Here is a 24044-nt window from a genome sequence, read left to right as displayed (position 1 = left end):
CCCACGTTGATGTAGGCCCGGCTCTGTCCCGCAGGAATCGTCACCGTCGCCGGCGTCTCGCAGATCTCCGCCGCCACGCAGCGCAAGTTCACCGTCACCGCATCAGCCCCGTTGCTGACCACGCCGTTGATCAGGCGCTCCACGTACAACTCGTTGTAGTAGCTGTACAGCCCCTTGCCCACGATCAGCTTGTCGCCTCCGTAGCGAGTGAGCTTCAGTGCAAATTTCGCCCTCACATTCACTTTTACCGCCTTGGCAATCAACCCCGCCGAAGTGATGTCCAGCGCCGTTTCTCCCATGGCCAGCGCTTTCACGGTAATCGGCGTCGTCGCATAAATCTGTCCCTGCGGAATCAAAACCTCGGCGGGCGACACGCTGGCCACAGCGGGATCTCTGCTGGCCACAGACACCGTGACACCACCCTGCGGTGCCGCTTTGTTCAATTGCACACGCAGGACTTTGCTCAGTTCCTCGTTCATGACCAGATCGGCGGATGGATCGGTGTTGAGGCCGATGGCATCCACGCGCAATGCAGCCTGCGCCGACTGGTAGCCGCTGGCCGTGGCCGTGATCCGGGTCGTGCCCAGGCTCTGGCCTGCCACCGTGAAGGCCGCCTTGCTCTGGCCAGAGGGAATCTGCACGGACGCCGGGACCTGTGCCAGTCCTGCCTGCTCCAGTGCAAGGCTCACGGCCAGCCCTGCCGAGGGAGCTGGCTCAGTGGTTTCGATGGTCACGCTGGCCTGCGCACCAGGCGCCACGATGACGCTGGCCGGCAGCACCAGTGCCTTGCCACGCACGGAGACCGTGGCCAGCGCACTGGCATGGCCTTCGGCCTGGGCTGTCAGCCGGCTGCTGCCATCGGCAAGGCCCGTCACTTCGAAGCTGACGCCTTGTTGACCGGCCGGAACCAGCACGGACGATGGGACAGAGAGCACGTTGGCGTCGGAGTTGCCCAACTGCACGTTCACACCACCGACGGGTGCCGGCGCGGGCAATGACACGGTCATGGGATACGGCCGGTTGACACCGACCGTGGGGCTGCCGGGGACAAGGCCCAGCGAAGGCAGGTTGACGACTTCGATCTGCGTTTCGGCCAAGCCCAGCGTGGCGTGGCTTGCGGTGATGCGGGTGGCGCCCAGGGTGCTGGCCTGTACCTCCAGGTCCGCGCTGGTCTGCCCCGGCGCCACGGTGACCCGCGACACGGCAGATGCCACCGAGGGCACGCTGCTGGTGATGTCCACGACCACGCCTTGCGCAGGTGCAGGTGCGTTGAGCGAGACCCTCAGCATGGCGACCACGCCGGGACTGAGCCGGAGCCTGGCGGGCTCGATGGACAAGGGCGCCTGGCCTATCTGGATGAGGCCCTGCTGCACCAGGTAGGGAATGCCGACCATGCCCCAGATGACCTGAGAGCGGATGGTGCCCGAAGGGACTGCAATGGCATTCAGCGAGTTGCCCTTTGCCGAGTTTCCCTTGCCGGCCGGCGAGGACGCAAGATCAATGCCGATGGCCGGGCCGCTGTGGTGATTGAAGGCCGTGTTGTTGATGGAAGGGGCGGCGTTCTCGATGACCACGCCGCTGCCGTATTCGATGGTGACGTGGTCCAGCAGCGTCTGGGCGCTGCGCGTGCCGGCCGTCATGCGCCATTGCCGCCAGTCCCCGGGCGCCGGGGTTGCGGCCGCCGAGGTGATGAGGATGGGCTTGTCCGGCGTGCCCACGGCTTGCAGCGCACCTTTCTTGAGCAGGAAACTGGCGCCAGGGGCCATGCGCAGGGTCACCCCCGGCTCGATGGTCAGCGTTGCGTCGGCATCCAGTACCACATCGCCTTGCACAAGGTACGGCGACTGGGCGGCACGCAGCACCGCGTTGCTGGAGATGGTGCCGCTCAACGTTGTCTGGCCCCAGGCCGGAGAGAGCAGCATCAGCGGCAAAGCAAGAAAGGCTGCCAGCCATATCCTTGCCGAGCCGGCCTTTTTGGCCAGTGTGGCCAGGGCCATGGCATGCCACTGCACGGGATTTCTCGCCCTCCCTGTGCCCTCACCCATGCACACACTCACAGACTCTTCAGATCGCGCGCTGTCCTGCATCACCACTTCCCCCCCAATCCTTGGCTCGTTTAATCGTTGTGCTTGTTCAAAACCGCCCGCAGGCCGCCTGAAGCCGGTGGCCTGCCGTTGTTCCGATGGCCTGCATGCTCGCCACCTGGGCCTGATAGGCCTGCCACCCGCCCAGCAGCCAGTACAGGGGCACTGCGTCAGGCCGCTCACCCAAAGAGGCCCGTTGCGCGTCCAATCGGGCACGCAGCTCAGGCTCCGTCGAAGCGTCGGCTATGACCACCCAAGCCCGGGATGCGGGGCCTCCTGGCTGGTCGCCGCGTGCCTTGCCGCCGGCCATGGCGTTCAGTTGGATGGCCAGATCGTGCGTGGCGACCAGACGGTGCGTTTGTTGTTCGTCAACGGGTGACTGCACAGCCGGCGCCGCATCCAGGGCCTTGCTGAGGGACAGCACCGTCCATTCAATGCCTTGTCCCAGGCTGGCGATCCAGTCGCTGGCAGACAGGTCCTGCAGCCTGGCCGATGCCGTGGGATGCAGGGCCACCGCCGCGCCGCCCAGCAAGGCCTTCACACGGCCAAAGCCCTGGCTGCGCAATTGCCGGCATGCCGAGTCAAGGTCCGCATGGTCCAGCCCGGTGCCCAGCAGGATGACTTCCTCCTGCATCAGAAAACGCTTGCCTTGCAGCTGCGGCAAATCCATCTGCAGGGCCTGCGCGATGGGGGTAGCGCGCCTGTGCTGCGCCGGCCGAACGTCAACGAGCATGGCCGCTGCGCCAGGGGAAACAAGGCGCTGCCGCCACTCGGCCGGGCTCATCCAGCAGGAAGTGGTCAACGCCAGAGGCGGCACCTGACGGGGCCACGTCACAGGGGACTCGGCGGCCCTTGCGTCCCGTACGGCATGCGCGTCTGCCCGACAGGACTGCGGCTCGGCATCGGTCTGCGCCCCCAATGGTGCAGCCACCAGGACGGCTGCGCACACCGCCACTGCATGCGCCAGGCCAGCACCACAAAAACGACGCAGCCTCATGCATCCATCCCCGCGCCTGCACGGACGGCGCGCCGGCGCCTGTGCTGCAGGCAGGCACCCAAGGCCATGAGGGCGGACAACAGGGCCAGGCCCGCCGCCTCCAGGCCAGGCACCGCCGTCAACTGATCCTCAGGCAACGGCCCAGACTGAATAACGGGGCCGCCCGGGTCCTTGATGACGCCATTGGCCTGCAGGTCATCGTCGCCCAACTGGCCATCGGTGATGGTGTAGCTGATGCGGTTGCCGCTGATCGACAGGTTCCTGGGCGCGTACCAGATGCTGCGGCCCCGCGAATGGGGCACAGGCCCGTACTTCAGGTAGCTGCTGATGCCGAACAGGTTGGGCCACTCGGTGGTGACGGTGACCGTGCTTCCTACGTCGCAGCCGGTGAGCTCGTAGTCGAACACGCCATGCGGGAAGAGCAGCACGTTGAACAGCGGCAGCCAGCCCTCGGGCTTGCGTACGGCCGTCTTGTCCGGGTTGAAGCGGCAGCTGGCGCCTCCGCCCGTCACCGAGGCTTTCAGCGTGCCGGAGCCCGTTGGCGTTGGCAGGGCCACATCCTTGCTTCCTGCGGGTGCGGCCTGGTTCTGCAAGGACACGCGCAAGGCTTCGCCCGCACCGGCCGCCGTCACGCGCATCTCGAATGCTCCGACCAGTCCATTGGCTCGAAGAGCGGGCGACGCGGCAACGCCTGCCGCATCGGTGACGGCCTGCGCTGCGAGCGTGCCGCCATCAAACACGGCGCTCGCCCCGCTATCCGGCAGCGCAAAGACCACGGCGTGGCCGGCCACGGCGGCGCCCTGCGCATCGGTGACCTTGACACGTACGGGTGCCGCATAGGCTGTCCCCACGGTGGCCGTCTGCCCATCCCCTGCCAGCTTGACAATGCGCAGCACGGGCGCCGTGCCATCCAGGTTGCCCAGCGTGAAGCGCACGCCGCCGGGCAAGGCCTCGACGCCGGCGGATACGGTGAAGCTGCCCGCAGCGCCAGTGGCTGTCATGACTGGGCTGCGTGCCAGGCCCTGTGCGTCGGTGAGCACGCGCGCCTGGCGGCTGCCGCCTGCAAAGCGTGCGGAGGCCCCGCTGGCGGGAGCGTCGAACGTGACTTCCTGCCCCGCCACCGGGTTGCCGTCAGCCGTCTGCAGGCGCACCTGCAGCGGCAGCGCAAACGGCTGCTCCAGCCTGGCGGACTGCAGGTCGCCGGACACGATGGAAAGCGTCCAATCCCGAGCGGGCTCCTCCTGCCACTGGGCGGCAACAAGGCCTATCCACTGCGCCAGCGATTGCAGAGCCACATTCCGGGTACCGTGGGATGGCAGCGCCCTCAACAGGGGCTGGGCCTGCACCAGGGCCGAGAGGGCCTGGGCCGGCTTTTGCTGCTCCATGGCAACCCGGGCCTGGCCCAGCAATGCCTCGACGGCCTGCCGCTGGTCTGCCGTGGCCTGCGCCAGCGCAGCCACTGCGGCCCGGGTGTTAGCGGCGGCTTGAGGTTCTGCGATGACGGTGACCGGCTGCGACCAGCTGTCCACCAGCGACTTGTCGCCGGCCTTGCGCAACTGCGTCTCAACCGTGGTGGCCAGCGAGGTGCCGGGCAGGTCCAGCCAGGCCTGCACCTGCAACTCGGCCTGGGAGGCGGGCTCCAGGGTCCACCTGACCCGATCACCGTCGACCACGGCCTGCGGCGAGGAGGAGCGCAGCTTCATGCCACTGGCCAGGGTCATGGCCTGCTCCAGCGCAACGGCTTGCGTGCTGCGGTTGGCAATGCTGGTTCTGACGCGCACGGCGGATTGCGCCAGCATGGGCTCGGACACAGGCGGAACCAGGGCAGTGAAGCGCGTCTTGGTCCAGTCTTTCCACGAAGCCGCAACCGCGCCTTGCGCCAGGGCATCGAAGCCGATCACCAGCACCTGGCCCTTGCCGTGGGCCACGCCCAACGCAGCGGTCTGCCCTGTGCCATAGCGGGCCAGTTCCGAGCCTGCGCCTTCGTTATGCAGCACCCACGCCCGGCCTTGCAGCGCCAGCGCCGCATGGCCCAGGTCCGCATCGCCCAGGAGCACAGAGGCACCCGCAGGCAGCGGCTGGCCTGAACGACTGCCACCCCAGACGTCGGCCAGGGTGTCCGGCAACGCGCCTGGTGCGCCATCGATGACCAGCGAGGCACCGCGGTAGACGGCGGCCCGCACTTCCTCCATCTGGGAAGCGGCCAGGTCGTCCACCGATCCATGGAGCCAGAGCGCGCTGAAGTCGCCGGCACGCAAGGCCTTGCGGAGCTCACCTGGCGTGACTGCCAACTGCACCGAGCCATCGGCCTGCGCCAGCAGATCCTGCAGGGCCTGGCGCTTGCCGTCCGTGCAAGCGGTATCGGCGCCGCATGCGGCATAGGCCAGCACACGCAGGCCCTGGTCCAGGGTCTGCGAAGCGGCCACGGAGGCCTCCTGCTCGCGCCTGAGCAGCGTACTGGCCGCGTTGTTGCCGGTGACGGGGTCGCGGGTGGCCGCGCCGATGCGTGCGGCCAGCAGGAATTCCCTGGCCGTGGAGCCTGCTGCAGGACGCACCTGCAGCACCAGGGTGGGGGCGGAGTCCTTGGCCATGTCGCCCAGGGTCCAGCGGCCCTGCGAATAGCTGCCCGCCGATGCCGACTGGCTGGCGATCTCCAGCCCCTGGGGCAGGTCCACATGGACGACGGTGGAGGCTGCAATGGCCGGCCCGGCATTGCGTGCCGTGATGGTGACCGTGGAGCCACCGTCGCGCGCCATGGTGGCCGGTGCCGCCGTCACGCTGATGCCAGTGTCCGCTTCCGGTTCGGGATCTGGCCCGGTCGCCTTGGCGGAGCGCTTTGCAAACAGATAGCCCGCAGCCGCCGTACCGGTGGCCAGATCAATGCCCGATATGCGTCCCGGCGCGGACTGGCCGCCCGCCGTGCCCGCAAGCGCAGCGCCATCGACCAGCCCCTCGCTGACGGCTGCCGACAGCGCATAGCTGCCCTGCAGCAGTCCATCGAATCGGAATTGGCCCTGGGCATCAGTGTGGGCAGTGGCCAGCACCGACTCCCCGGTGCCTGCCCGGGTGCCGGTGAGCTTGATTTCGAGCACGGGGATGGCGGGCTCGCCTGCATCGCGCAATCCGTTGGCATTGCGGTCCTCGAAGGCCGCGCCGGCGATGCTGGCCTGTGCCTCGCCAGCGACCAGACCGATGGTGTAGCGGCCTGTGGTGTTCACGTCGAACAGGTTCAGGTAATAGCTCCAGCTCAGGTCCTCGTTGCGCTGTCTGGACAGCCAGACGTTTTCGCCAGGGACGACGTAGCCGTCGGAGCGGACCACCTGCCGGGGAAGACGGGTGCCCCTGGAGGGATCGGGCACGCGCGCATAGGCCATGCCATTGGCCACGGGATTGAACTGCAGGCTGGCGGTGGCACCGGAGGGCACGAATTGCGCGGATCGGCTTTGATCGCTGACCTCGGTATCCACGCCATCGGATTCATAGACGCGGTAGACATCTCCATCCAGGGCCAGAAAATCGCGGACCTTGTCGCGTCCTGGAAGATCGACACGCACATCCTGGACCAATTGATGGGTATTGACGGTCTTGATCAGGGACGTCAGGGCACCGCCCAGCGAATCCGCATGGGTGAATCCGGCCGTGAATTCGACAAATTTGCCGGCCAGGCTGGACACCATGTTCCAACGCCCATGCAGGGACGATCCCGGCGTGATGTCGCCAAAGTCGAGCAGCAGGCTTTTGCCTGCTGGCGCATCGTTGACATAGCCGCTCAGAATCTGGAAATTGACAAGCAGCCCTTGCCGGTTTTCGACAATGCGGGGCTGGGCGGTATCGATCTTGGTCTTGTACGAAGTGCCGCCACCACTGTTCTTGATGCGCACGCCCAGCGTGAAGGGGTCGGAAGGCTCGACCTCGGGGGTGAAGGCATCGTCACCCGGAACGTCACGGGGCAGGAAGTAGTCAAGCACCAGTTCAGGCTGGGGCCGCACGACGATGGACTCTGGTGCCACCTCCACGGTGTCGGTCTTGCCATCCAGCGTGTAGGTGACCTTGGCGCCTATGTAGTAGACCGCACCCTGGGGATCGCGGCCGCCCGTGCCGGCTGCGGGAATGATCAGCCATCGGACATTGGCGACGGCCTTGGGAGCAATCGTGCCGCCCTGCAGGGAAGTGATGCCCTCGACCCCATCCGTGCGGTAGAAAAAGCGGGCTCCGGAGGCTGCGGAATCCGTGGTGGCGATCACCGTCTGGTTGTTCGCATCCAGGAACTGCAGCGTGATGCTGACGTTCTCCAGCTTTTGGTCCGCCAAGCCATTGGTGATCACCATCCTGGCGTCAAATGCCTGGCGCTCCAGCGAGAGTTTTTGCTCTATGACAATCTTGACTTCGGCACATACCGCATCGGCGGCCTGTGCAAAGGCAATGCCGATGGTTCCTGCAATGGCAAACACCGTGCCAATCAATAGCACCAGCCATCTGGCCGCAATCCTCCCCGAGTCTTTCCACTCCATAGCCCCTCCGTCCCCGCTCTATTCATTGGGCCGCGATTGTATTGAAGTTCCTCATCCGTATCAAATCGTGACTTGAAAAAATAATTAGCAAGCCAATTTAAATAAGACTTGTCCCATTTCAAATGGCGCAACAAAAAAATTGACACGCCCTTCAGCGCTTCAGAAAAAGGCAAAAATCGGCACATCCCGATATAGCAATGTCGGTTGTCCGGTGATTCATCGATCACCCAGCGCCCCAGCGAACACGCCCACCACCGCCCTGTGTACGACATGCCTCACAATGAGGCCTTGTACTCCCGCACAGAACACCACACTTCATGAAACGCACCTGGCTGCTGTTTTCGCAGGCGGTCACCATCCTGGTGGCTGCCTACTTTGTCGTCGCCACCCTGCAGCCGGACTGGCTGCGCCGTGGAGCCGTGCGCAGCAATGCCGGCATCGCGTTGCTGGAGGCGCCGGCCACGCCCGTCGGAGAAGTCAGCCCCGGCAGCTTTGCACCGGCCGCCAAGAAGGCAGCGCCGGCCGTGGTGAGCATCAACACCAGCAAGGCGGTGCGCCATCCGCGCAGCAACGATCCGTGGTTCCAGTTCTTCTTCGGCGACCAGGGCACGCAGGAGCAGGCGGGCCTGGGCAGCGGCGTGATCATCAGCACCGACGGCTACATCCTGACCAACAACCACGTGGTCGAGGGTGCGGACGACATCGAGGTCACGCTGACCGACAGCCGCCAGGCCAAGGCCCAGGTGATCGGCACCGATCCCGAGACCGACCTGGCCGTGCTCAAGATCGCCCTGGACAAGCTGCCAGTCATCGTTCTGGGCAATTCCGACCAAATCGACGTGGGCGACCGCGTGCTGGCCATCGGCAACCCCTTCGGCGTGGGCCAGACGGTGACCAGCGGCATCGTCAGCGCACTGGGCCGCAGTCAGCTGGGCATCAACACCTTCGAGAACTTCATCCAGACCGACGCCGCCATCAACCCCGGCAATTCGGGCGGCGCACTGGTGGATGCCAGCGGCAATCTGCTGGGCATCAATACCGCCATTTATTCACGCTCGGGTGGCAGCATGGGCATTGGCTTTGCGATTCCCGTATCCACGGCCAAGCTGGTTCTGGACGGCATCGTCAAGGACGGCCGCGTGGTGCGCGGCTGGATCGGCGTGGAGCCCAATGAACTGTCGCCGGAACTGGCCGAGACCTTTGGCGTGAAAGCCGACTCCGGCGTGATCATCACCGGCGTGCTGCAGGCGGGCCCCGCGGCCCAGGCCGGCATGCGACCGGGCGATGTGATCGTGCAGGTGGGCGACAAGCCCATCCGCAATGTGTCCGAGCTGCTGACCGCCGTGGCCGCGCTCAAGCCCGGCGAGGCTGCGAAATTCGATGTGCGCCGTGGCGAAGGCCCCGTGGAGCTGCAGATCACCCCGGGCCTGCGCCCTGCGCAGTCGGCACAACGCATGCAGCGCCGCTAACCCGGCTCACGAACCCATGAAAAAAGCGCCTGTTCACAGGCGCTTTTTTCGTTCAAGAACGGGTGCCGGACTACCGCTTGTGCAAACGCTGCGCCGCGCGCCAATGCGCGCCGGGCGCCACATGCACGGGCGCATCGATGGCGGCGGCCTCCACGCACAGCATCTGCTGCCACCCTTGTGGCGGCATGTCGGCTAGGCGGGCACACAGCGCGGGGCCGGGGTTCCAGACCACGGTCTCGCTCCAGGCGGCATCCTGCGAGATGCGCAAGCCTCCGGCAGGAGCGGCCAGTTCCATGGTCTTCTCGGGCCGGGGGTAGACGCGATCGAGCTCTTCGCCAAAGCGCACGTCGCCTTGCTGCGTGGGGTGGGTGTCTGCCACGGCATCCCAGTAGGGCAGGCCATCGAGGCCTTGCAACCGGCATTGCTCCACGTCCGCCACGCGCAGGTAGCTGTGCAAGGCGGCAGTGAAGGGCAAAGGCATGTCGCCCCGGTTGTGCACCACCAGGTCCACGTCAAGCCGGCCAGGCAACAGGGTCACCTCCAGCCAGGTCTCGAAGGAATGCGGCCAGACAGCGCGCGTCTGCGGCGTGTCGGCGAGCTTGAGCCGCAGGAACAAGCCATCGTCGGCAAGAACCTCGGCCTGTGCTGCATCAGCCTGCCACGGCAGGGTGCGCGCAAAGCCGTGCTTGACCAGCGGGCCGCGTTGGTTGAATTGGGGAAAGCAGACCGGAATACCGCCGCGTATGGGTGTGTGGCCGTCATGGGCGGCATGAGGGCTCAGGAACAGTTGCTCCTCGCCACCTGCCTGCCAGGACAGCAGCTGCGCGCCCTGCAAGGCCACCAGGGCGGTATCGCCGCAGGCCAGGCGTAGGCGGATGGCGGGCAGGCCCTGCCATGCATCAGCGCAGGCGTCGGGAGCTTGCGCGGCCGCAGGTAAAGCTGTTACCGCGGGAAAGGAAGATGTAACTTTCATGCTTGAATATAGCCTTTCCCCCGCTCAGCCCTCCTCTGTCATGCAACGCTCCCACGCTCCCTCTCCTCTTGTCCTGCGACTCGGCATGCTCGCCCTGGCCGCCTCGGTGGCCTCCTGCGGCGGAGGCGGCGGTGGTGACAGCAACGCTGGCGGTGGCAATGGCGGTAATGGGGGTGACGGCGGCACCGGCCAGCCCGGAGTGACCTCGGTCACCGTGCAATGGACGGCCCCTGCCGCCAGGGATGTGGTGACTGCAGGCTCGGCACTGACCCTGCGCACAAGTGTTCTGGCCGATGGCGTGAATGCCGCCGATGGAACCGTGGTGAGCTTCAGCGCAGCCACAGGCGTCAGCACCTCGGCGCTGACAAGCTCCGGCGTGGCAACAGCTTCGCTGACCGGCGCCACGCCGGGCCGCCAGCAGGTGCAGGCCAGCGCCACCGTGGCAGGCCGCACGGGCAGCGCTTCCCAGACCTTCTATCTGCGTCCTGCACCTGCACCGCTGCGGGTGCTGGTGCCCACGTATTTCTATCCCACCGGCTCGGGAGCCACGGCCTGGAATGCGCTGACGGCCAGCGCACAGGCGAATCCGACCGTGCAGATGACGGCCATCCTGAATCCGGCCAACGGCATTTTCAGTGGCCCGGACGCGAACATCACGCGCGCCGCCACCGCTTTTGCCAACGCGGGCGGGCAGCTGGTGGGCTATGTGAGCTCCAGCTATGGCACGGGCACGCGATCGCTGGCCAGCATCCAGGCCAATATCGACAACTATTTCACGCACTACGGCGCAGGCCTGGTCAAGGGTTTCTTCATTGACGAGATGGCGGCCACCACCAACCGGCTGGACTTCTACCGCACCATCTACCAGTACATCAAGGCCAAGAATCCCAACCTGATCGTGATCGGCAACCCGGGCCTCGTGCCCGTGGCCGGTTATGCCGATGTGGCCGATGTGCTGACCACGTTCGAGGGCAAGGGCTCCACCTACGCCACCTACGATCCGCGCACGACGAGTTTTGACTGGCTGTACGGGCTGCCCAACAGCCACCAGGCCTCGCTGGTGCACAACGTGTCGGGCTGCGCGGCCATGCAGACGGCCGTGCAGTCGGCCGCCTCGGCCCGCTACCAGGCGGGATGGATCTATGTGACCCAGCTGGAGTTCGAGCCCAGCACCGGCGTGGGCAATCCCTGGGCCGGGCTGCCGAATTACTGGGATGCCTTTGTGCAGACCGTGCGCGCCGCCAATGCCGGGCAGGCCATGCCCGCCTGCTCGTAAAGAAAGCCTGAAGCCCTGGCGCTGAATGCAGCGCGGGCGCCTGTGAAGCACAGGCGCCCGCGGATACAGGGAAGGCGCAGGCCGTTCAGGCCCTGAGCTCGTCGGCGCGGGCCTGCGCCGCGGCGAAGTCAAGGTCGCCCGAGTAGATGGCGCGGCCGCAGATCACGCCTTCGATGCCTTCGTCCTCGACCTTGCACAGCGCTTCGATGTCGGCCATGCCCGCCAGGCCGCCCGAGGCGATGACGGGAATCTTCAGCGATTGCGCGAGATTGACGGTGGCGTCGATGTTGATGCCCGTGAGCATGCCGTCGCGGCCGATGTCGGTGTAGATGATGGACTCCACGCCCCAGTCCTCGAAGCGCTTGGCCACAGAGTGCACGTCCTGGCCCGTGAGCTTGCTCCAGCCGTCGATGGCCACCTTGCCGTCCTTGGCATCGAGCCCGACGATCACATGGCCGCCGAAGGCGCTGCAGGCATCCTGCAGAAAGCCGGGGTTCTTCACGGCAGCGGTGCCGATGATCACGTAGCTGATGCCGGCGTCTATGTATTTCTCGATGGTGTCCAGGTCACGGATACCGCCACCGAGCTGCACCGGAATCCGGCCGTCCACCTCTTTGAGGATGGCCTTGATGGCCACCAGGTTCTTGGGCTGGCCCGCAAACGCGCCATTGAGGTCCACCAGGTGCAGGCGGCGTGCGCCGGCGTCGAGCCAGCGGCGGGCGATGATGGCCGGGTCTTCGCCGAACGTGGTCGACTGGTCCATATCACCCTGGATGAGGCGTACGCAGTGGCCGTCCTTGAGGTCGATGGCAGGAATGAGCAGCATGATGGTTTGCGAGCAATGAAGGCCTGGGATGCAGCGGCCGGTGCGGGGAGGGAAAGAGGGTTCAGGGCTTCCAGCCCAGAAAGTTGCGGAACAGGGCCAGACCCTGATCCGCGCTCTTTTCGGGGTGAAACTGAGTGGCGAAAATATTATCGCGTGCGATGGCGCAGGCAAAGCGCCCGCCGTAGTCGGCCTCTGCAGCGCAATGCTGGGGCTGCTGCACCACGGCGTAGAAACTGTGCACGAAGTAGTAGAAGCTGTCTTCGGGAATTCCACGCCACAGCGGGTGGGACTGCCCGGCATTGTGCTTGCGGTGCACGCGGTTCCAGCCCATTTGCGGCACCTTGAAGCGGCTTCCATCGGCCTGGACGCGGCCCGCCAGATCGAACTTGCGCACATTGCCGGGGATCAGGCCCAGGCCAGGCACATCGCCCTCGTCGCTGTGGTCCAGCAGCATCTGCATGCCCACGCAGACGCCGAACAGGGGCTTGTTGGCAGCGGCGTGCAGCACGGCGTCCTGCAGGCCGGATTCGCGCAGTTCGCGCATGCAGTCGGGCATGGCGCCCTGGCCCGGCAGCACGACCCGGTTGGCGGCCAGCACCACCTCGGGATCGGCGGTGACCACGACCTGCCAGCCGGAGTCGGCGGCAGCCGTGCGCACGGCCTGGGAAACCGAGCGCAGATTGCCCATGCCGTAATCGACGACGGCGACGGTGTTGTCAGTCAAACTCATAGCGTGTGGCGCGTGTTCGGTCGGATTTTCGGCTGGATTGCCCGGTCAGATCAAGCTCTGACCGGAGTCAATCGCTTCTCTTTACAGAGCGCCCTTGGTCGAGGGGATGACGCCGGCCATGCGCTCGTCATGCTCCAGCGCAAAGCGCAGGGCGCGTGCAAAGGCCTTGAAGATGGTCTCGCACTGGTGGTGGGCGTTGAAGCCCTTGAGATTGTCGATGTGCATGGTCACGCCCGCATGGTTGACGAAGCCCTGGAAGAATTCGTAGACCAGTTGGGTGTCAAGCTGGCCGATGCTGCCGGCCGTGAATTTCACATCCATGTGCAGGCCCGGGCGGCCTGAGAAATCGATGACCACGCGGCTCAGGGCCTCGTCCAGCGGCACATAGGCATGGCCGTAGCGGCGGATGCCCTTCTTGTCGCCCACGGCCTTGGCAAAGGCCTGGCCCAGGGTGATGCCGATGTCCTCCACCGTGTGGTGGCCGTCGATGTGCAGGTCGCCCTCGCAGTCGATATCGAGGTCGATCAGGCCATGGCGCGCGATCTGGTCGAGCATGTGGTCCAGAAAGCCGATGCCCGAGCGCAGGCTGGCCTTGCCCGTGCCGTCCAGGTTGATGGCAACCTTGATCCGGGTCTCGGCGGTATTGCGCTGCACTTCGGCGGTGCGTGCGGGAGCTGCATTGCTCATAGGGATTCCTTCAGGGCCGCCAGCATTTGGGCGTTTTCTTCGTGGGTGCCCACGGTCAGTCGCAGGCAGTTGGCCAGCAGCGGGTGCATGGCAGAGACATTCTTCACCAGCACGCCCCGGGCCTTCATCTCGGCCTGGGCGCGCGCGGCATCGCGCACGCGCAGCAAGACCATGTTGGCCTCGGATGGCCAGATCTTTTCCACACCCGGCAGCGTGGCCAGCGCATCGATCAGCGGCTGGCGCTCGGCGCGGATGGCCACGGCCTGCTGCGCATACAGCGCCTCGTGCTCCAGCGCGAAGATGGCCGTCTCGCAGTTGAGCACGCTGATGTTGTAGGGCGGGCGCACCTTGTCGATCTCGCCGACGATGGGGGCCGGGCCGATCAGGTAGCCCAGGCGCGCGCCTGCCAGGCCGAACTTGCTGAGCGTGCGCATCAGCAACACATGGGCATTGCGGGCCGGGTCGGCGCGCATGTTCTCTGCCCAGCTGCGGCGGGCGAAGGGCTGGTAGGCCTCGTCCATGACGACCAGGCCGCCGATGGCGGCGACCGCGTCGATCACGGCCTGCACATCGGCCTCGGCCCAGAGCGTGGCCGTGGGATTGTTGGGATAGGCGATATAGGTGATGGCGGGGCGGTGCTCGGCAATGGCGGTGCGCATGGCGGGCACGTCCAGCTCGAAGTCGGCCGTCAGGTTGACGCCCACAAAGTCCAGGCCCTGCAGCCTGGCGCTCATGGGGTACATGACGAAGCCCGGCATGGGCGCCAGCATGGTGGCGCGGCCCTCGGAGTGGGGCTGGGCACAGGCCAGGGCCAGCAGCGTGATGATCTCGTCCGAGCCATTGCCCAGCAGCACGGCGCTGCCGGCCGGCGCCTGCGCGTAGCGGGCCAGCATGTCCTTGAGCACTTCCTGGCGCTCGCCAGGGTAGCGGTTGATCTCCAGCCGGCCCAGGCGCTCGCCCAGCGCGGCCTGCAATTCAGGGGGCAGGCGGAAGGGGTTCTCCATCGTGTCCATCTTGAGCAGGCCTTGCGAGGGCTGCACATGGTAGGCATGCATGGAGCGGACATCGGCGCGGATGCGCTCCAGGGCCAGGGCCTGAACCTGCGGAATGGAAGCTGTCATGGCATGCACACTTTCACGAGTCAGTGGGGGAAGAAATCCATCAGCGAAGCCGCTCAGGCCTGCTGCTGCGGCGGCGCCTGGTGCAGCGGGTGCACCATGGCGACGCCGCCAAACTGGGCGCCGTGCGGCAGGTGCAGGGTCAGCATCTGCTCGCAGCCGCTGTGCTGGGCGCAGGCCACGGCCAGGCAGTCGCCAAAGGCCAGTTGGTGGCGCGATTGCACGGCCCAGGCGGTCTCCAGCGTGGCGGCATCGGTCTTCCAGGGCGTCCAGGTCTGATAGCGGCGGATGGCGGCGCGCGCATCGCCCTGCGGCAAAGGCTGGGCGGCCGTGGTGACCTGTTCATAGAACTCGCACAGCGACTGGCTGCCGGTGCGCCCGCTGCGCGTGCGCCACAGCAGGTCCAGCCACTGCAGCACGGCGGCATGCAAGGCGCCCTGCCCCGTGTCTTCGGCAGCGACCAGCACGGAGGTATCGACAAAGACGGTGTTCATGCATGGCCCTCGCGGCGCAGCGCGGCACTGCGCTGGGCGGGCTGTGCGGATGACGGCTGGCCGCCGTCCCAGCCGCGCTCGTCGGTGCGCCAGGCCAGGTAGGCGCGCTCGTAGGCGTCCTCGCGGCGCTGCATCTCGGCCATGAAGTCTCCCACCATGCGCGAGACGCTGGTGCCGCGGCGCGCGGCCTCGATGCGGGCCCATTCGAGCACGCTGTCTTCGACGGTGATGGTGAGGTTCTTCACAGGGTGCAAGTCTACACGAAATTCGTGCTCCACTGATTTCGTGTCAATTCTTGACACGTTTGCTCTAGCGTTCAGGCAGCAAAAAGCGCCGCCCCTTTCGGTGACGGCGCCTTCTTTCAACAGGAAGCGAGCGTCTACTTCAAACGCATTTCGGCCGCACGCGCATGGCCTTGCAGGCCTTCGCCATGCGCCAGCACCGAGGCGATGCGGCCCAGGGTCTGGGCGCCCTGCTCGCTGACCTCGATGAGGCTGGATCGCTTCTGGAAGTCATAGACCCCCAGCGGCGAGGAAAAGCGCGCCGTGCCGCTGGTGGGCAGCACGTGGTTGGGGCCGGCGCAGTAGTCGCCCAGGCTCTCGCTGGTGTAGGCCCCCAGGAAGATGGCGCCTGCATGGCGCAGCAGCGGCTCCCACTGGTGGGGATCGTTGCTGGAGACTTCCAGGTGCTCTGGCGCGATGCGGTTGCTGATGGCGCAGGCCTCCTGCATGTCGCGCGTGAGGATGAGGGCACCCCGGTCGCTCAGGCTCTTGGCGATGATGGCGCGCCGCGGCATCTCGGGCAGCAGGCGGTCGATCTCGCGCTGAACGGCGGCGATGTAGTCGGCATCCGGGCACAGCAGGATGCTTTGCGCCAGTTCGTCATGCTCGGCCTGGCTGAACAGGTCCATGGCCACCCAGTCGGGCGGCGTGCTGCCGTCGGCCAGCACCAGGATTTCACTGGGGCCGGCAATCATGTCGATGCCCACGGTGCCGAACACACGCTTCTTGGCGCTGGCCACATAGGCATTGCCGGGGCCGGTGATCTTGTCCACCTTCGGGATGGTGGCCGTGCCGTAGGCCAGGGCCGCCACGGCCTGGGCACCGCCGATGGTGAAGCCGCGCGTGACGCCCGCCACATAGGCGGCAGCCAGCACCAGGGCGTTCTTCTCGCCGCGTGGCGTGGGCACGACCATGATGATTTCCTGCACGCCAGCCACGTGGGCGGGAATGGCATTCATCAGCACGCTGGACGGATAGGCGGCCTTGCCACCGGGCACATAAATGCCCACGCGGTCCAGCGGCGTGACCTTCTGGCCCAGCAGGGTGCCATCGGCGTCGCGGTAGCTCCAGCTCTCGCCGCTGGCGCGCTTTTGTGCCTCGTGGTAGGTGCGCACGCGCTGGGCGGCGGCCGTCAGCGCATCGCGCTGCTCGTCGCCCAGGCTGTCGAAGGCGGCCTTGAGCTCGGCCTGCGTCAGCTCCAGCGCTGCCATGCCGTCCACCTGCAATCCGTCGAAGCGCGCCGTGTACTCCAGCACGGCCGCATCGCCGCGCTTTTGCACATCGGCCAGGATGTCGGCCACGCGCTGCTCGATGGCCGCGTCCGTGTCTGCCGACCAATGCAGGCGCTGCGCAAAATCGTGTTCGAAGTTGGCGTCCGCAGTCGACAGGCGGGCAGGGGCAGCTACATATTCCATTGTGGTTTCCTTGGGGTCTAGCAGGCCGTCTCGCAGCCGTGCTTCAGTATCAAGAACAGGCGCGCGCCGTAGTAGTCGTCGCGCAGGGGCCAGTCCTGGTCGCGCAGCAGGGCTTCAGCGCTGGGCCACTTCTGATTGTCCTTGAGCGCTTCAATGGTGAAATCACCATTGTTCTGCCCGACAAAGAAGCGGAACCAGTGCAGGTCCTTGTCCAGCGCCTCGGCCTCGATCAAGGCCCGCAGGCGCTCAGTGATGCCTTCGGGCAGCGGGGCATCGTTGCGAAGATGCCAGGGGCCCGGATAGGCCTGCCAGTGCCTGCCCTGGACCTGCCAGGCCTCGGCTGGCACGGCATCCTCATCGCGCGCCGTCCACAGGGCGGAGAGCATCACATGCAGGTCGCTGACAGCGAAGTGGCCGAATGCGTCGTGCATTCCCTGCAGTCCTTCGCCCAGGCCCGTGAAATTCTCGATGATCTCGCGCCGGTCCGGCAGGCGAACCACCACGGCCAGGGAGCCGACCAGGGGATGGCCGAGGTAGGCACCGCGCCAATCAGCCAGCACGCCTGGCGCCTGGCCACCAGGCAGCAGCCAGCCGTTGTATTCCTCGCAGGGCAGGCCATGCACGGAGAAACACAGCGCAAGCGCCTTCTTCGCCGGATCGCCGGGCTCAGCCCCTGGGGCCATTTACCGCCTCGGCGAAGGCATCGATGATGTGGCGCAGCGGCTCGCGCTTGAGCTTGAGCGCCGCCTGGTTGACCACCAGGCGCGAGCTGATCTCCATGATGGGCTCGACCTCGACCAGGTCATTGGCCTTGAGCGTGTTGCCGGTGGACACCAAGTCGACGATGGCGTCGGCCATGCCGGTCAGCGGGGCCAGCTCCATGGAGCCGTAGAGCTTGACCATGTCCACGTGCACGCCCTTGGTGGCGAAGAAGTTGCGCGCGATCTCGGGGTACTTGGTGGCGATGCGCAGGCGGGCGCCCTGCTTGACGGCCAGCGCATAGTCGAAGCCGTTGCGCACGGCCACGCTGACGCGGCAGCGCGCGATCTTCAGGTCCAAGGGCTGGTACAGGCCCTGGGCGCCATGCTCGATCAGCGAGTCCAGGCCAGCCACGCCGAGATCGGCGCCGCCGTACTGCACATAGACCGGCACGTCGGAGGCGCGCACCAGCACCACGCGCACGTCGCTTTTGTTGGTCTCGAAGATCAGCTTGCGCGACTTTTCAATGTCTTCGCTGACCGAGATGCCGGCAGCGGCCAGCAGCGGCACGGTTTCGTCGTAGATACGGCCCTTGGACAGGGCAATCGTGATGGTCATTGGGAAACTCTTTCGATGTCGGCACCCAGGCCGCGCAGCTTGTCTTCCATGCGATCGTAGCCGCGGTCCAGATGATAGATGCGATCGACCAGGGTCTCGCCCTTGGCCACGAGGCCGGCGATGACCAGGCTGGCCGAAGCGCGCAGGTCGGTGGCCATGACGGCCGCGCCCGACAGCGACTGGCTGCCGGTGATGGTGGCAACGCGCCCGTCGGTGGTGATCTGCGCGCCCAGGCGCAGCATTTCGTCCACGTGCATGAAGCGGTTCTCGAAGATGGTCTCGGTGACCATGCTGCAGCCTTCGGCCACCAGGTTCAGCGCCATGAACTGCGCCTGCATGTCGGTGGGAAAGCCCGGGTATTCGGTGGTGCGAAAACTCTGAGCCTTGAGCTTGCCGGCCGCGCGCACGCGGATGCCGCCGTCCTCAGCGGACACCTCGGCGCCCGCATCCTTGAGCTTGTCGATGACGGCGCCCAGATGGTCGGCGCGGCCATTGCGCAGCAACGCATTGCCGCCGGTTGCGGCTACGGCGCACAGAAAGGTGCCGGCCTCGATGCGGTCGGCCACCACCTGGTGCTCGCAGCCGCTCAGGCGCTCCACGCCCTGGATGACGATGCGGCCGGTGCCATGGCCTTCGATTCTTGCGCCCATCTTGATGAGCATTTCGGCCAGGTCGCCGATCTCGGGCTCCATGGCGGCGTTTTCCAGCACGGTCTCGCCTTCGGCCAGCACGGCGGCCATCAGGAAGTTCTCGGTGCCCGTGACGGTCACCATGTCGGTGGTGATGCGGGCGCCCTGCAGGCGCTTGAGATGCCCGGGCAGGCACGCGTGCATGTAGCCGTTCTCGACCACGATCTCGGCGCCCATGGCCTGCAGGCCCTTGATGTGCTGGTCCACGGGGCGCGAGCCGATGGCGCAGCCGCCGGGCAGCGACACGCGGGCCTGGCCGAATCGTGCCAGCAGCGGGCCCAGGGCCAGGACCGAGGCGCGCATGGTCTTGACCAGTTCGTAGGGTGCCTCGGGGTTGGACAGAGAGCCGGCGTTGATGCGCACGGTGCCGGTGTCATCGTGCTCGGCGCTGACACCCATGTTGCGGATGAGCTTGAGCATGGTGGCCACGTCCTGCAGGCGCGGCACGTTGCGCAGGGTGACGGGCTCGGACGACAGCAGCGCGGCGCACAGCTCGGGCAAGGCGGCATTCTTGGCGCCGGAGACCGTCACCTCGCCATGCAGCGCTCGGCCACCGCGAATCAGGAGTTTGTCCATGGCTGACAGCCTTGAATCTGGAAATCGGGGAAAAGAAGATGCCGCACGGGCCGTGGCGACCGGTGCAGCAGGAGTCTGAAGTGCCTGACCGCCGGATCAGGCCTGGCCGGCCTGGGCAGCCCACTCCGCGGGCGTATAGGTCTTCATGGACAGGGCATGGACCTCGTCGGTGTGCATGCGCTGGCCCAGCGTGGCATAGACCAGGCGCTGGCGCTGCAGCAGTCGCTGGCCCTCGAATTGGGCCGAGACGATGGTGGCAAACCAGTGCCGTCCATCACCTTCCAGCGCAATGTGTTCGCAAGGCAGGCCGGTGGCGATCAGTTCCTTGAGTTGGTCTGCAGTCATGGGGAAGCTTTCCTGCCATGCATCGTGGCATGGCCTTGGTTGGCGGCGGCGCCGGGCGCCGGCCGCCTGTTCATGGGTGGATTCAACAATGCGGGCACAGCGCACGCCGCAGCCTGTGGAAAAACCTCAGCCGCGGATCTTGTAGCCGATGCGCAGCAGGTGCACGGCCAGGGCGCTCACCGCCAGCCAGGCCGAGCCGACGATGGCCAGGCTGACCCAGGGCGACACGTCGCTCTGGCCGAAGAAGCCGTAGCGGAAGCCGTCAATCATGTAGAAAAACGGGTTCAGATGGCTGACTTTTTGCCAAAAAGGCGGCAGCGACTGGATGGAATAGAACACGCCCGACAGGAACGTCATGGGCATGATCAGGAAGTTCTGGAAGGCCGCCATCTGGTCGAACTTGTCCGCCCACAGGCCGGCAATCACGCCCAGCGTGCCCAGCAGCGCCGCGCCCAGCAGGCCGAAGACCAGAATCCACAGCGGCGCCGTGAATTCGGGAATGGCGAAGTACAGCGTGACGATGAACACGCCCACGCCCACCAGCAGCCCGCGCAGCACCGAAGCGCCCACGTAGGCGCCAAACCACGCCCAGTGCGACAGCGGCGTGAGCAGCACGAAGACCATGGAGCCCATGATCTTGCTCTGCACCAGGCTGGAGGAGCTGTTGGCGAAGGCGTTCTGCAGCACGCTCATCATCACCAGGCCGGGGATCAGGAAAGCCGTGTAGCTGATGCGGTCGTAGACCAGCACCCGGCCTTCGAGCACATGGCCGAAGATCAGCAGATAGAGCACAGCCGTGAGCACGGGTGCGGCCACGGTCTGGAAGCTGACCTTCCAGAAACGCAGCACTTCCTTCTTGAGCAGGGTCTGCCAGCCGTTCATGCCGAAGCTCCCTGCGAGGTCTGGCCTTGCTCGTTCATCACGTGGATGAAGACATCCTCCAGATCGGCACGGCGGATTTCCACGTCCTCGGGGACGACGGAGCCCTCGCGCAACGCGGCGAGCAGGCGTTCCACATCGCTGGCGTCGTTGGCGGGTATCTGCACGATGCGGCCGGTCACCCGTGCCCGCGCGGCGAGGGCCGGCGGCAAGGCGGTATCGGTCTTGAACTGCAGCACGTTGGAGGAGGCGGACTTGAGCAGATCCGACATGGTCGAGAGCTTGACGATGTTGCCCTGCTTGAGCATGGCCACGCGGCTGCACAGCGCCTCGGCCTCTTCCAGGTAATGGGTGGTGAGCAGCACGGTATGGCCTTCGCGGTTCAGGCGCGCGATGAAATGCCACAGCGTCTGGCGCAGCTCCACGTCCACGCCGGCCGTGGGCTCGTCCAGCACGATGATGGGCGGCTTGTGCACCAGGGCCTGGGCAACCAGCACGCGGCGCTTCATGCCGCCGGACAGCTGGCGCATGTTGGAGTTGGCCTTGTCGGTCAGCCCCAGACTGTGCAGCAGCTCGTCGATCCAGTCGTCATTGTTCCTGACGCCGAAATAGCCGGACTGAAAGCGCAGCGCCTCGCGCACGTTGAAGAAGGGATCGAAGACCAGCTCCTGCGGCACGATGCCCAGCTTGCGCCGGGCAGCCGAGTAGTCGGCATGCACGTCGCTGCCCTGGACCAGCACGCGGCCGCTGGTGGCGCGCGACAGGCCGGCCAGGATGCTGATCATCGTGGTCTTGCCAGCGCCATTGGGACCGAGCAGGCCGAAGAACTCGCCCTCCTCGATGTCCAGACTCACGTGGTTGAGCGCCTGGAAGGCCCCCTTGGGGGTCTGGTAGGTCTTGGAGATGGATTGGAATGAGACGGCAGACATGCGAGGCGCGATTCTAGGCCCTTGCAGCCAAACCTGCCTTGCAGGGCTCTTTGCAGCGGCGCGCTGCGCCGGCTCAGGAGGGGGAGGATGCGTCGGTCAGCAGCCCGTCGACGCCGTACAGCGCCGCCATGGACTGCAGGCCCTGCGGCAGGCCCACGACCACCAATTGCTTGTCGGCCGCCTTCGCGGTGCGGCGGCAGGCCAGCAGCACGGCCAGGGCGGCCGAGTCGAAGACCTCGACGCCGCTGGCATCGACGCGCACCTGGGCGCCATCGAAGGCCTGCACCTGGGGCTGCAGCTGCACAAGGCAGTTGCGCGCCTGGCGGTAGGTCAGTTCACGGGGGAGCTGCAGCATGGCGCGTGCGTCAGCGGCTGTCAGCCCTTGGAGGGCGGCGTGGCCGGCATCTTGCTGCGCGTGGCCAGGGTCTCGATCAGGCCGTCGATGCCGCGGGCATTGATTTCCTGGCTGAACTGGTTGCGGTAGGTTTCCACCAGCCACACGCCCAGCACGTTCAGGTTGTAGATCTTCCAGCCGTCACCGGACTTCTCGAGCCGGTAGTCCAGCTGCACGGGCTCGCCGCGGCCCAGCACCTCGGTGCGCACCAGCACATCGGTGTCGCCGGCTGCCGCGCGCAGGGGCTTGACGTTGATGGTCTGGTTGCTGACCTGGGTCAGCGCGCCCGAATAGGTGCGGATCAGCAGGGCCTTGAACTCGGTCTCCAGCTTCTCGCGCTGCGCAGGCGTCGCCTGGCGCCAGGCCGGACCCACCGAAGCGGAGGTCATGCGGCGGAAATTCACATACGGCATGACCTTGTCATTGACCAGCGCATTGACCTTGGAGACATCGCCCTCGCGCAGCGAGGGGTCCTTCTTGATGGTTTCCAGCACGTCGGTGGAGACACGCTTGATCAGCGCATCGGGGGTCTCGCCGGCTGCGCGGGCCGGCAGTGCCGCGCCAAGGGTTCCCAGGGCCAGCATGGCTGCAGCGGCAGCGCTCCAGGCACGTCGATTGATCATCACTCTTCCTTTCCCAGCAGGGCCTCATGCCCCGGACCGGGTTGATATTGCACATTTTTCCGGCCGCGCCATGTCAGGCAGCGGCCGTTTTTCATCTCGGGATGTTACGAACTGCTTACTTCGCGCCGTCTTCGGGCGGCAGCTTGCCGGCATCGTCGTCGTAGTCCTCGATGCGGCCGTCATCGCCGGACTTGCCACGCCGCAGGTTCAGGTAGACATCGCGCGTCAGGCTGTAGCGGTCGAGCGCGACGGAGTCCAGCGTGTCGGAGGCATTGAGCAGGCGGGCACGTGTATCCACCAGTCGCAGCACATACAGGCTGTTGCGCACCGGGATGTCGTTGATCGCCGACATGGGGTTGCCCCAGGCATCCACCGGAAGAGCCGCAGTGTCACGCACCGTGGACGGACCCAGGAGCGGTAGCACCAGGTACGGCCCGGTGGGCACGCCCCAGCGACCCAGGGTCTGGCCGAAGTCCTGCTTTTGGCGCTCGATGCCGGCCTCGCTGGCGATGTCGAGCAAGCCGCCCAGGCCGAAGACCGTATTGACCGAGAACCGCACGACGGAGTTGTAGGCGCCTTCGGCCTGGCCCTGCAGCGCGTTGTTCACGAAGGACCAGACATCGCTGAGGTTGGAGAAGAAGTTGCTCACCCCATCGCGGGCCAGACGCGGAGTGACGTCGCGGTAGGCCGTGGCCACCGGCTTCAGGACGGCACGGTCCAGGCCGTCGTTGAACGAGTAGACGCTGCGGTTGAACGGCTCGAACGGGTCCTGGGGATTGCGGGCCTCGCCCGGCGCGGTGGCGCAGCCGGCGAGCAGCGAAGCGGCGGCCAGCGTGCCGAGCATGGCGGCGCGCTGCCAGGAGGCTGCCTGGGCGGCAGGGCGACCCGCGGTCGCCTGTTCATGGTGGTTGGTTGTCATTCTTTGCCTCCTGCACCGGAGCTGCCACCCTGCTCGGCCTTGCCGTAGAGGAACTGTCCGATCAGATTTTCCAGCACAACGGCCGACTGGGTTGCGACGACGCGGTCGCCATCCTTGAGATTGTGGTCATCTGCACCGGCCTCGATGCCGATGTACTGGTCGCCGAGCAGGCCGCTGGTCAGGATCTTCAGAGAGCTGTCCTTGGGAAAGGCGTAGCGGTTTTCCAGGGCCATGGTCACGCTGGCCTGAAAGACCTTGTCGTCGAAGGTGATGGATTCCACGCGGCCCACGACAACGCCCGCGCTGCGCACGGCTGCCTTGGGCTTGAGTCCGCCGATGTTGTCGAAGCGCGCGGTCAGCGTATAGGTCTTCTGGAAGTTCAGGCTCAGCAGGTTGGCCGACTGCAGCGCCAGGAACACCAGCGCCGCAGCGCCGATCAGCACGAACAGTCCGACCCAGACATCACTCTTGGATTGCTGCATGGTTTGTTTTTCCTTGTTTTGCGAGAGGTG

General features: G+C 66.1%; 23 protein-coding genes. 2 read left to right on the top strand and 21 right to left on the bottom strand.

Going from position 1 to position 24044, the window contains the following annotated elements; genetic code table 11:
* From LGR64_RS02515 to LGR64_RS02505, 3 genes are all read right to left on the bottom strand, one after another.
* Positions 1 to 1997, bottom strand: a 1997-nt coding sequence (locus LGR64_RS02515) for a hypothetical protein (protein ID WP_230354947.1), incomplete at its 3' end; no start/stop codon positions are given.
* 136 nt (positions 1998 to 2133) lie between these two features.
* A complete protein-coding gene (locus LGR64_RS02510; protein ID WP_141835122.1) occupies positions 2134 to 2817 on the bottom strand; it encodes a hypothetical protein in 684 nt (227 codons plus the stop codon).
* A 260-nt stretch (positions 2818 to 3077) separates the two neighbouring features.
* Positions 3078 to 7592: an IPTL-CTERM sorting domain-containing protein gene (locus tag LGR64_RS02505; protein WP_141835125.1), complete on the bottom strand. Its 4515-nt coding sequence runs from the start codon at positions 7590 to 7592 to the stop codon at positions 3078 to 3080.
* 317 nt (positions 7593 to 7909) lie between these two features.
* Between LGR64_RS02505 and LGR64_RS02500 the strand changes: the two genes are divergently transcribed.
* Entirely contained in the window at positions 7910 to 9061 is a 1152-nt protein-coding gene (locus LGR64_RS02500; RefSeq protein WP_012207313.1) for a S1C family serine protease, read from the top strand.
* A gap of 70 nt (positions 9062 to 9131) precedes the next feature.
* Here the strand turns inward: LGR64_RS02500 and LGR64_RS02495 are convergent, their stop codons facing one another.
* Entirely contained in the window at positions 9132 to 10034 is a 903-nt protein-coding gene (locus tag LGR64_RS02495) for a D-hexose-6-phosphate mutarotase (RefSeq protein WP_141835128.1), read from the bottom strand.
* Positions 10035 to 10119: 85 nt separating this feature from the next.
* On the opposite strand from LGR64_RS02495, the gene LGR64_RS02490 reads away from it, so the two are divergent.
* Positions 10120 to 11310, top strand: a complete 1191-nt coding sequence (locus tag LGR64_RS02490; RefSeq protein WP_141835252.1) for a spherulation-specific family 4 protein — start codon at positions 10120 to 10122, stop codon at positions 11308 to 11310.
* 85 nt (positions 11311 to 11395) lie between these two features.
* Here the strand turns inward: LGR64_RS02490 and hisA are convergent, their stop codons facing one another.
* From hisA to mlaD, 17 genes are all read right to left on the bottom strand, one after another.
* Positions 11396 to 12136, bottom strand: coding sequence for a 1-(5-phosphoribosyl)-5-[(5-phosphoribosylamino)methylideneamino]imidazole-4-carboxamide isomerase (hisA, locus tag LGR64_RS02485; RefSeq protein WP_012207316.1), 741 nt, complete (start codon positions 12134 to 12136; stop codon positions 11396 to 11398).
* Positions 12137 to 12197: 61 nt separating this feature from the next.
* Positions 12198 to 12866, bottom strand: a complete 669-nt coding sequence (gene hisH / locus LGR64_RS02480) for an imidazole glycerol phosphate synthase subunit HisH (RefSeq protein WP_013800802.1) — start codon at positions 12864 to 12866, stop codon at positions 12198 to 12200.
* Between the two features lie 81 nt (positions 12867 to 12947).
* The gene (hisB, locus tag LGR64_RS02475; RefSeq protein ID WP_012207318.1) at positions 12948 to 13553 is read right to left on the bottom strand and encodes an imidazoleglycerol-phosphate dehydratase HisB; all 606 of its coding nucleotides are present in this window, start codon (positions 13551 to 13553) and stop codon (positions 12948 to 12950) included.
* Positions 13550 to 14674, bottom strand: a complete 1125-nt coding sequence (gene hisC / locus LGR64_RS02470) for a histidinol-phosphate transaminase (RefSeq protein WP_141835131.1) — start codon at positions 14672 to 14674, stop codon at positions 13550 to 13552. The genes hisB and hisC overlap by 4 nt, the downstream gene beginning before the upstream one ends.
* Before the next feature lie 53 nt (positions 14675 to 14727).
* Positions 14728 to 15165: a PIN domain-containing protein gene (locus LGR64_RS02465; RefSeq protein WP_016445586.1), complete on the bottom strand. Its 438-nt coding sequence runs from the start codon at positions 15163 to 15165 to the stop codon at positions 14728 to 14730.
* Positions 15162 to 15410, bottom strand: coding sequence for a DUF6364 family protein (locus LGR64_RS02460; RefSeq protein ID WP_141835134.1), 249 nt, complete (start codon positions 15408 to 15410; stop codon positions 15162 to 15164). The genes LGR64_RS02465 and LGR64_RS02460 overlap by 4 nt, the downstream gene beginning before the upstream one ends.
* 134 nt (positions 15411 to 15544) lie before the next feature.
* The gene (gene hisD / locus LGR64_RS02455; protein ID WP_013800800.1) at positions 15545 to 16861 is read right to left on the bottom strand and encodes a histidinol dehydrogenase; all 1317 of its coding nucleotides are present in this window, start codon (positions 16859 to 16861) and stop codon (positions 15545 to 15547) included.
* Positions 16862 to 16878: 17 nt separating this feature from the next.
* Positions 16879 to 17544 carry a DUF6348 family protein gene (locus LGR64_RS02450; protein ID WP_141835137.1) on the bottom strand — a complete coding sequence of 222 codons (666 nt, stop codon included), beginning with the start codon at positions 17542 to 17544 and terminating at the stop codon, positions 16879 to 16881.
* On the bottom strand, positions 17528 to 18178 hold the full coding sequence (gene hisG / locus LGR64_RS02445; protein ID WP_012207324.1) for an ATP phosphoribosyltransferase: 651 nt from the start codon (positions 18176 to 18178) through the stop codon (positions 17528 to 17530). Before hisG ends, LGR64_RS02450 begins: the two co-directional genes overlap by 17 nt.
* Entirely contained in the window at positions 18175 to 19443 is a 1269-nt protein-coding gene (gene murA, locus LGR64_RS02440) for a UDP-N-acetylglucosamine 1-carboxyvinyltransferase (RefSeq protein ID WP_141835140.1), read from the bottom strand. The genes hisG and murA overlap by 4 nt, the downstream gene beginning before the upstream one ends.
* 96 nt (positions 19444 to 19539) lie before the next feature.
* Positions 19540 to 19788, bottom strand: a complete 249-nt coding sequence (locus LGR64_RS02435; RefSeq protein ID WP_012207326.1) for a BolA family protein — start codon at positions 19786 to 19788, stop codon at positions 19540 to 19542.
* 126 nt (positions 19789 to 19914) lie between these two features.
* Positions 19915 to 20670 (bottom strand): ABC transporter permease, encoded by a 756-nt coding sequence (locus tag LGR64_RS02430; RefSeq protein WP_012207327.1) that lies wholly within the window; start codon positions 20668 to 20670, stop codon positions 19915 to 19917.
* Positions 20667 to 21596 (bottom strand): ABC transporter ATP-binding protein, encoded by a 930-nt coding sequence (locus tag LGR64_RS02425; protein WP_013800798.1) that lies wholly within the window; start codon positions 21594 to 21596, stop codon positions 20667 to 20669. Before LGR64_RS02425 ends, LGR64_RS02430 begins: the two co-directional genes overlap by 4 nt.
* A gap of 73 nt (positions 21597 to 21669) precedes the next feature.
* Positions 21670 to 21951: an STAS domain-containing protein gene (locus LGR64_RS02420; protein WP_096913941.1), complete on the bottom strand. Its 282-nt coding sequence runs from the start codon at positions 21949 to 21951 to the stop codon at positions 21670 to 21672.
* A gap of 20 nt (positions 21952 to 21971) precedes the next feature.
* Positions 21972 to 22613 carry an MlaC/ttg2D family ABC transporter substrate-binding protein gene (locus LGR64_RS02415; protein ID WP_088163838.1) on the bottom strand — a complete coding sequence of 214 codons (642 nt, stop codon included), beginning with the start codon at positions 22611 to 22613 and terminating at the stop codon, positions 21972 to 21974.
* A 115-nt stretch (positions 22614 to 22728) separates the two neighbouring features.
* Positions 22729 to 23532: an MlaA family lipoprotein gene (locus LGR64_RS02410; protein WP_034396962.1), complete on the bottom strand. Its 804-nt coding sequence runs from the start codon at positions 23530 to 23532 to the stop codon at positions 22729 to 22731.
* Positions 23529 to 24014, bottom strand: coding sequence for an outer membrane lipid asymmetry maintenance protein MlaD (mlaD, locus tag LGR64_RS02405; RefSeq protein WP_012207332.1), 486 nt, complete (start codon positions 24012 to 24014; stop codon positions 23529 to 23531). The genes LGR64_RS02410 and mlaD overlap by 4 nt, the downstream gene beginning before the upstream one ends.
* Positions 24015 to 24044: the final 30 nt, after the last annotated feature.

The sequence above is a fragment of the Delftia sp. Lp-1 genome (genome assembly GCF_020523835.1).
GTDB classification, from domain to species: Bacteria; Pseudomonadota; Gammaproteobacteria; order Burkholderiales; family Burkholderiaceae_C; genus Comamonas; species Comamonas acidovorans.
This window is presented reverse-complemented; position numbering and strand designations above follow the sequence as displayed.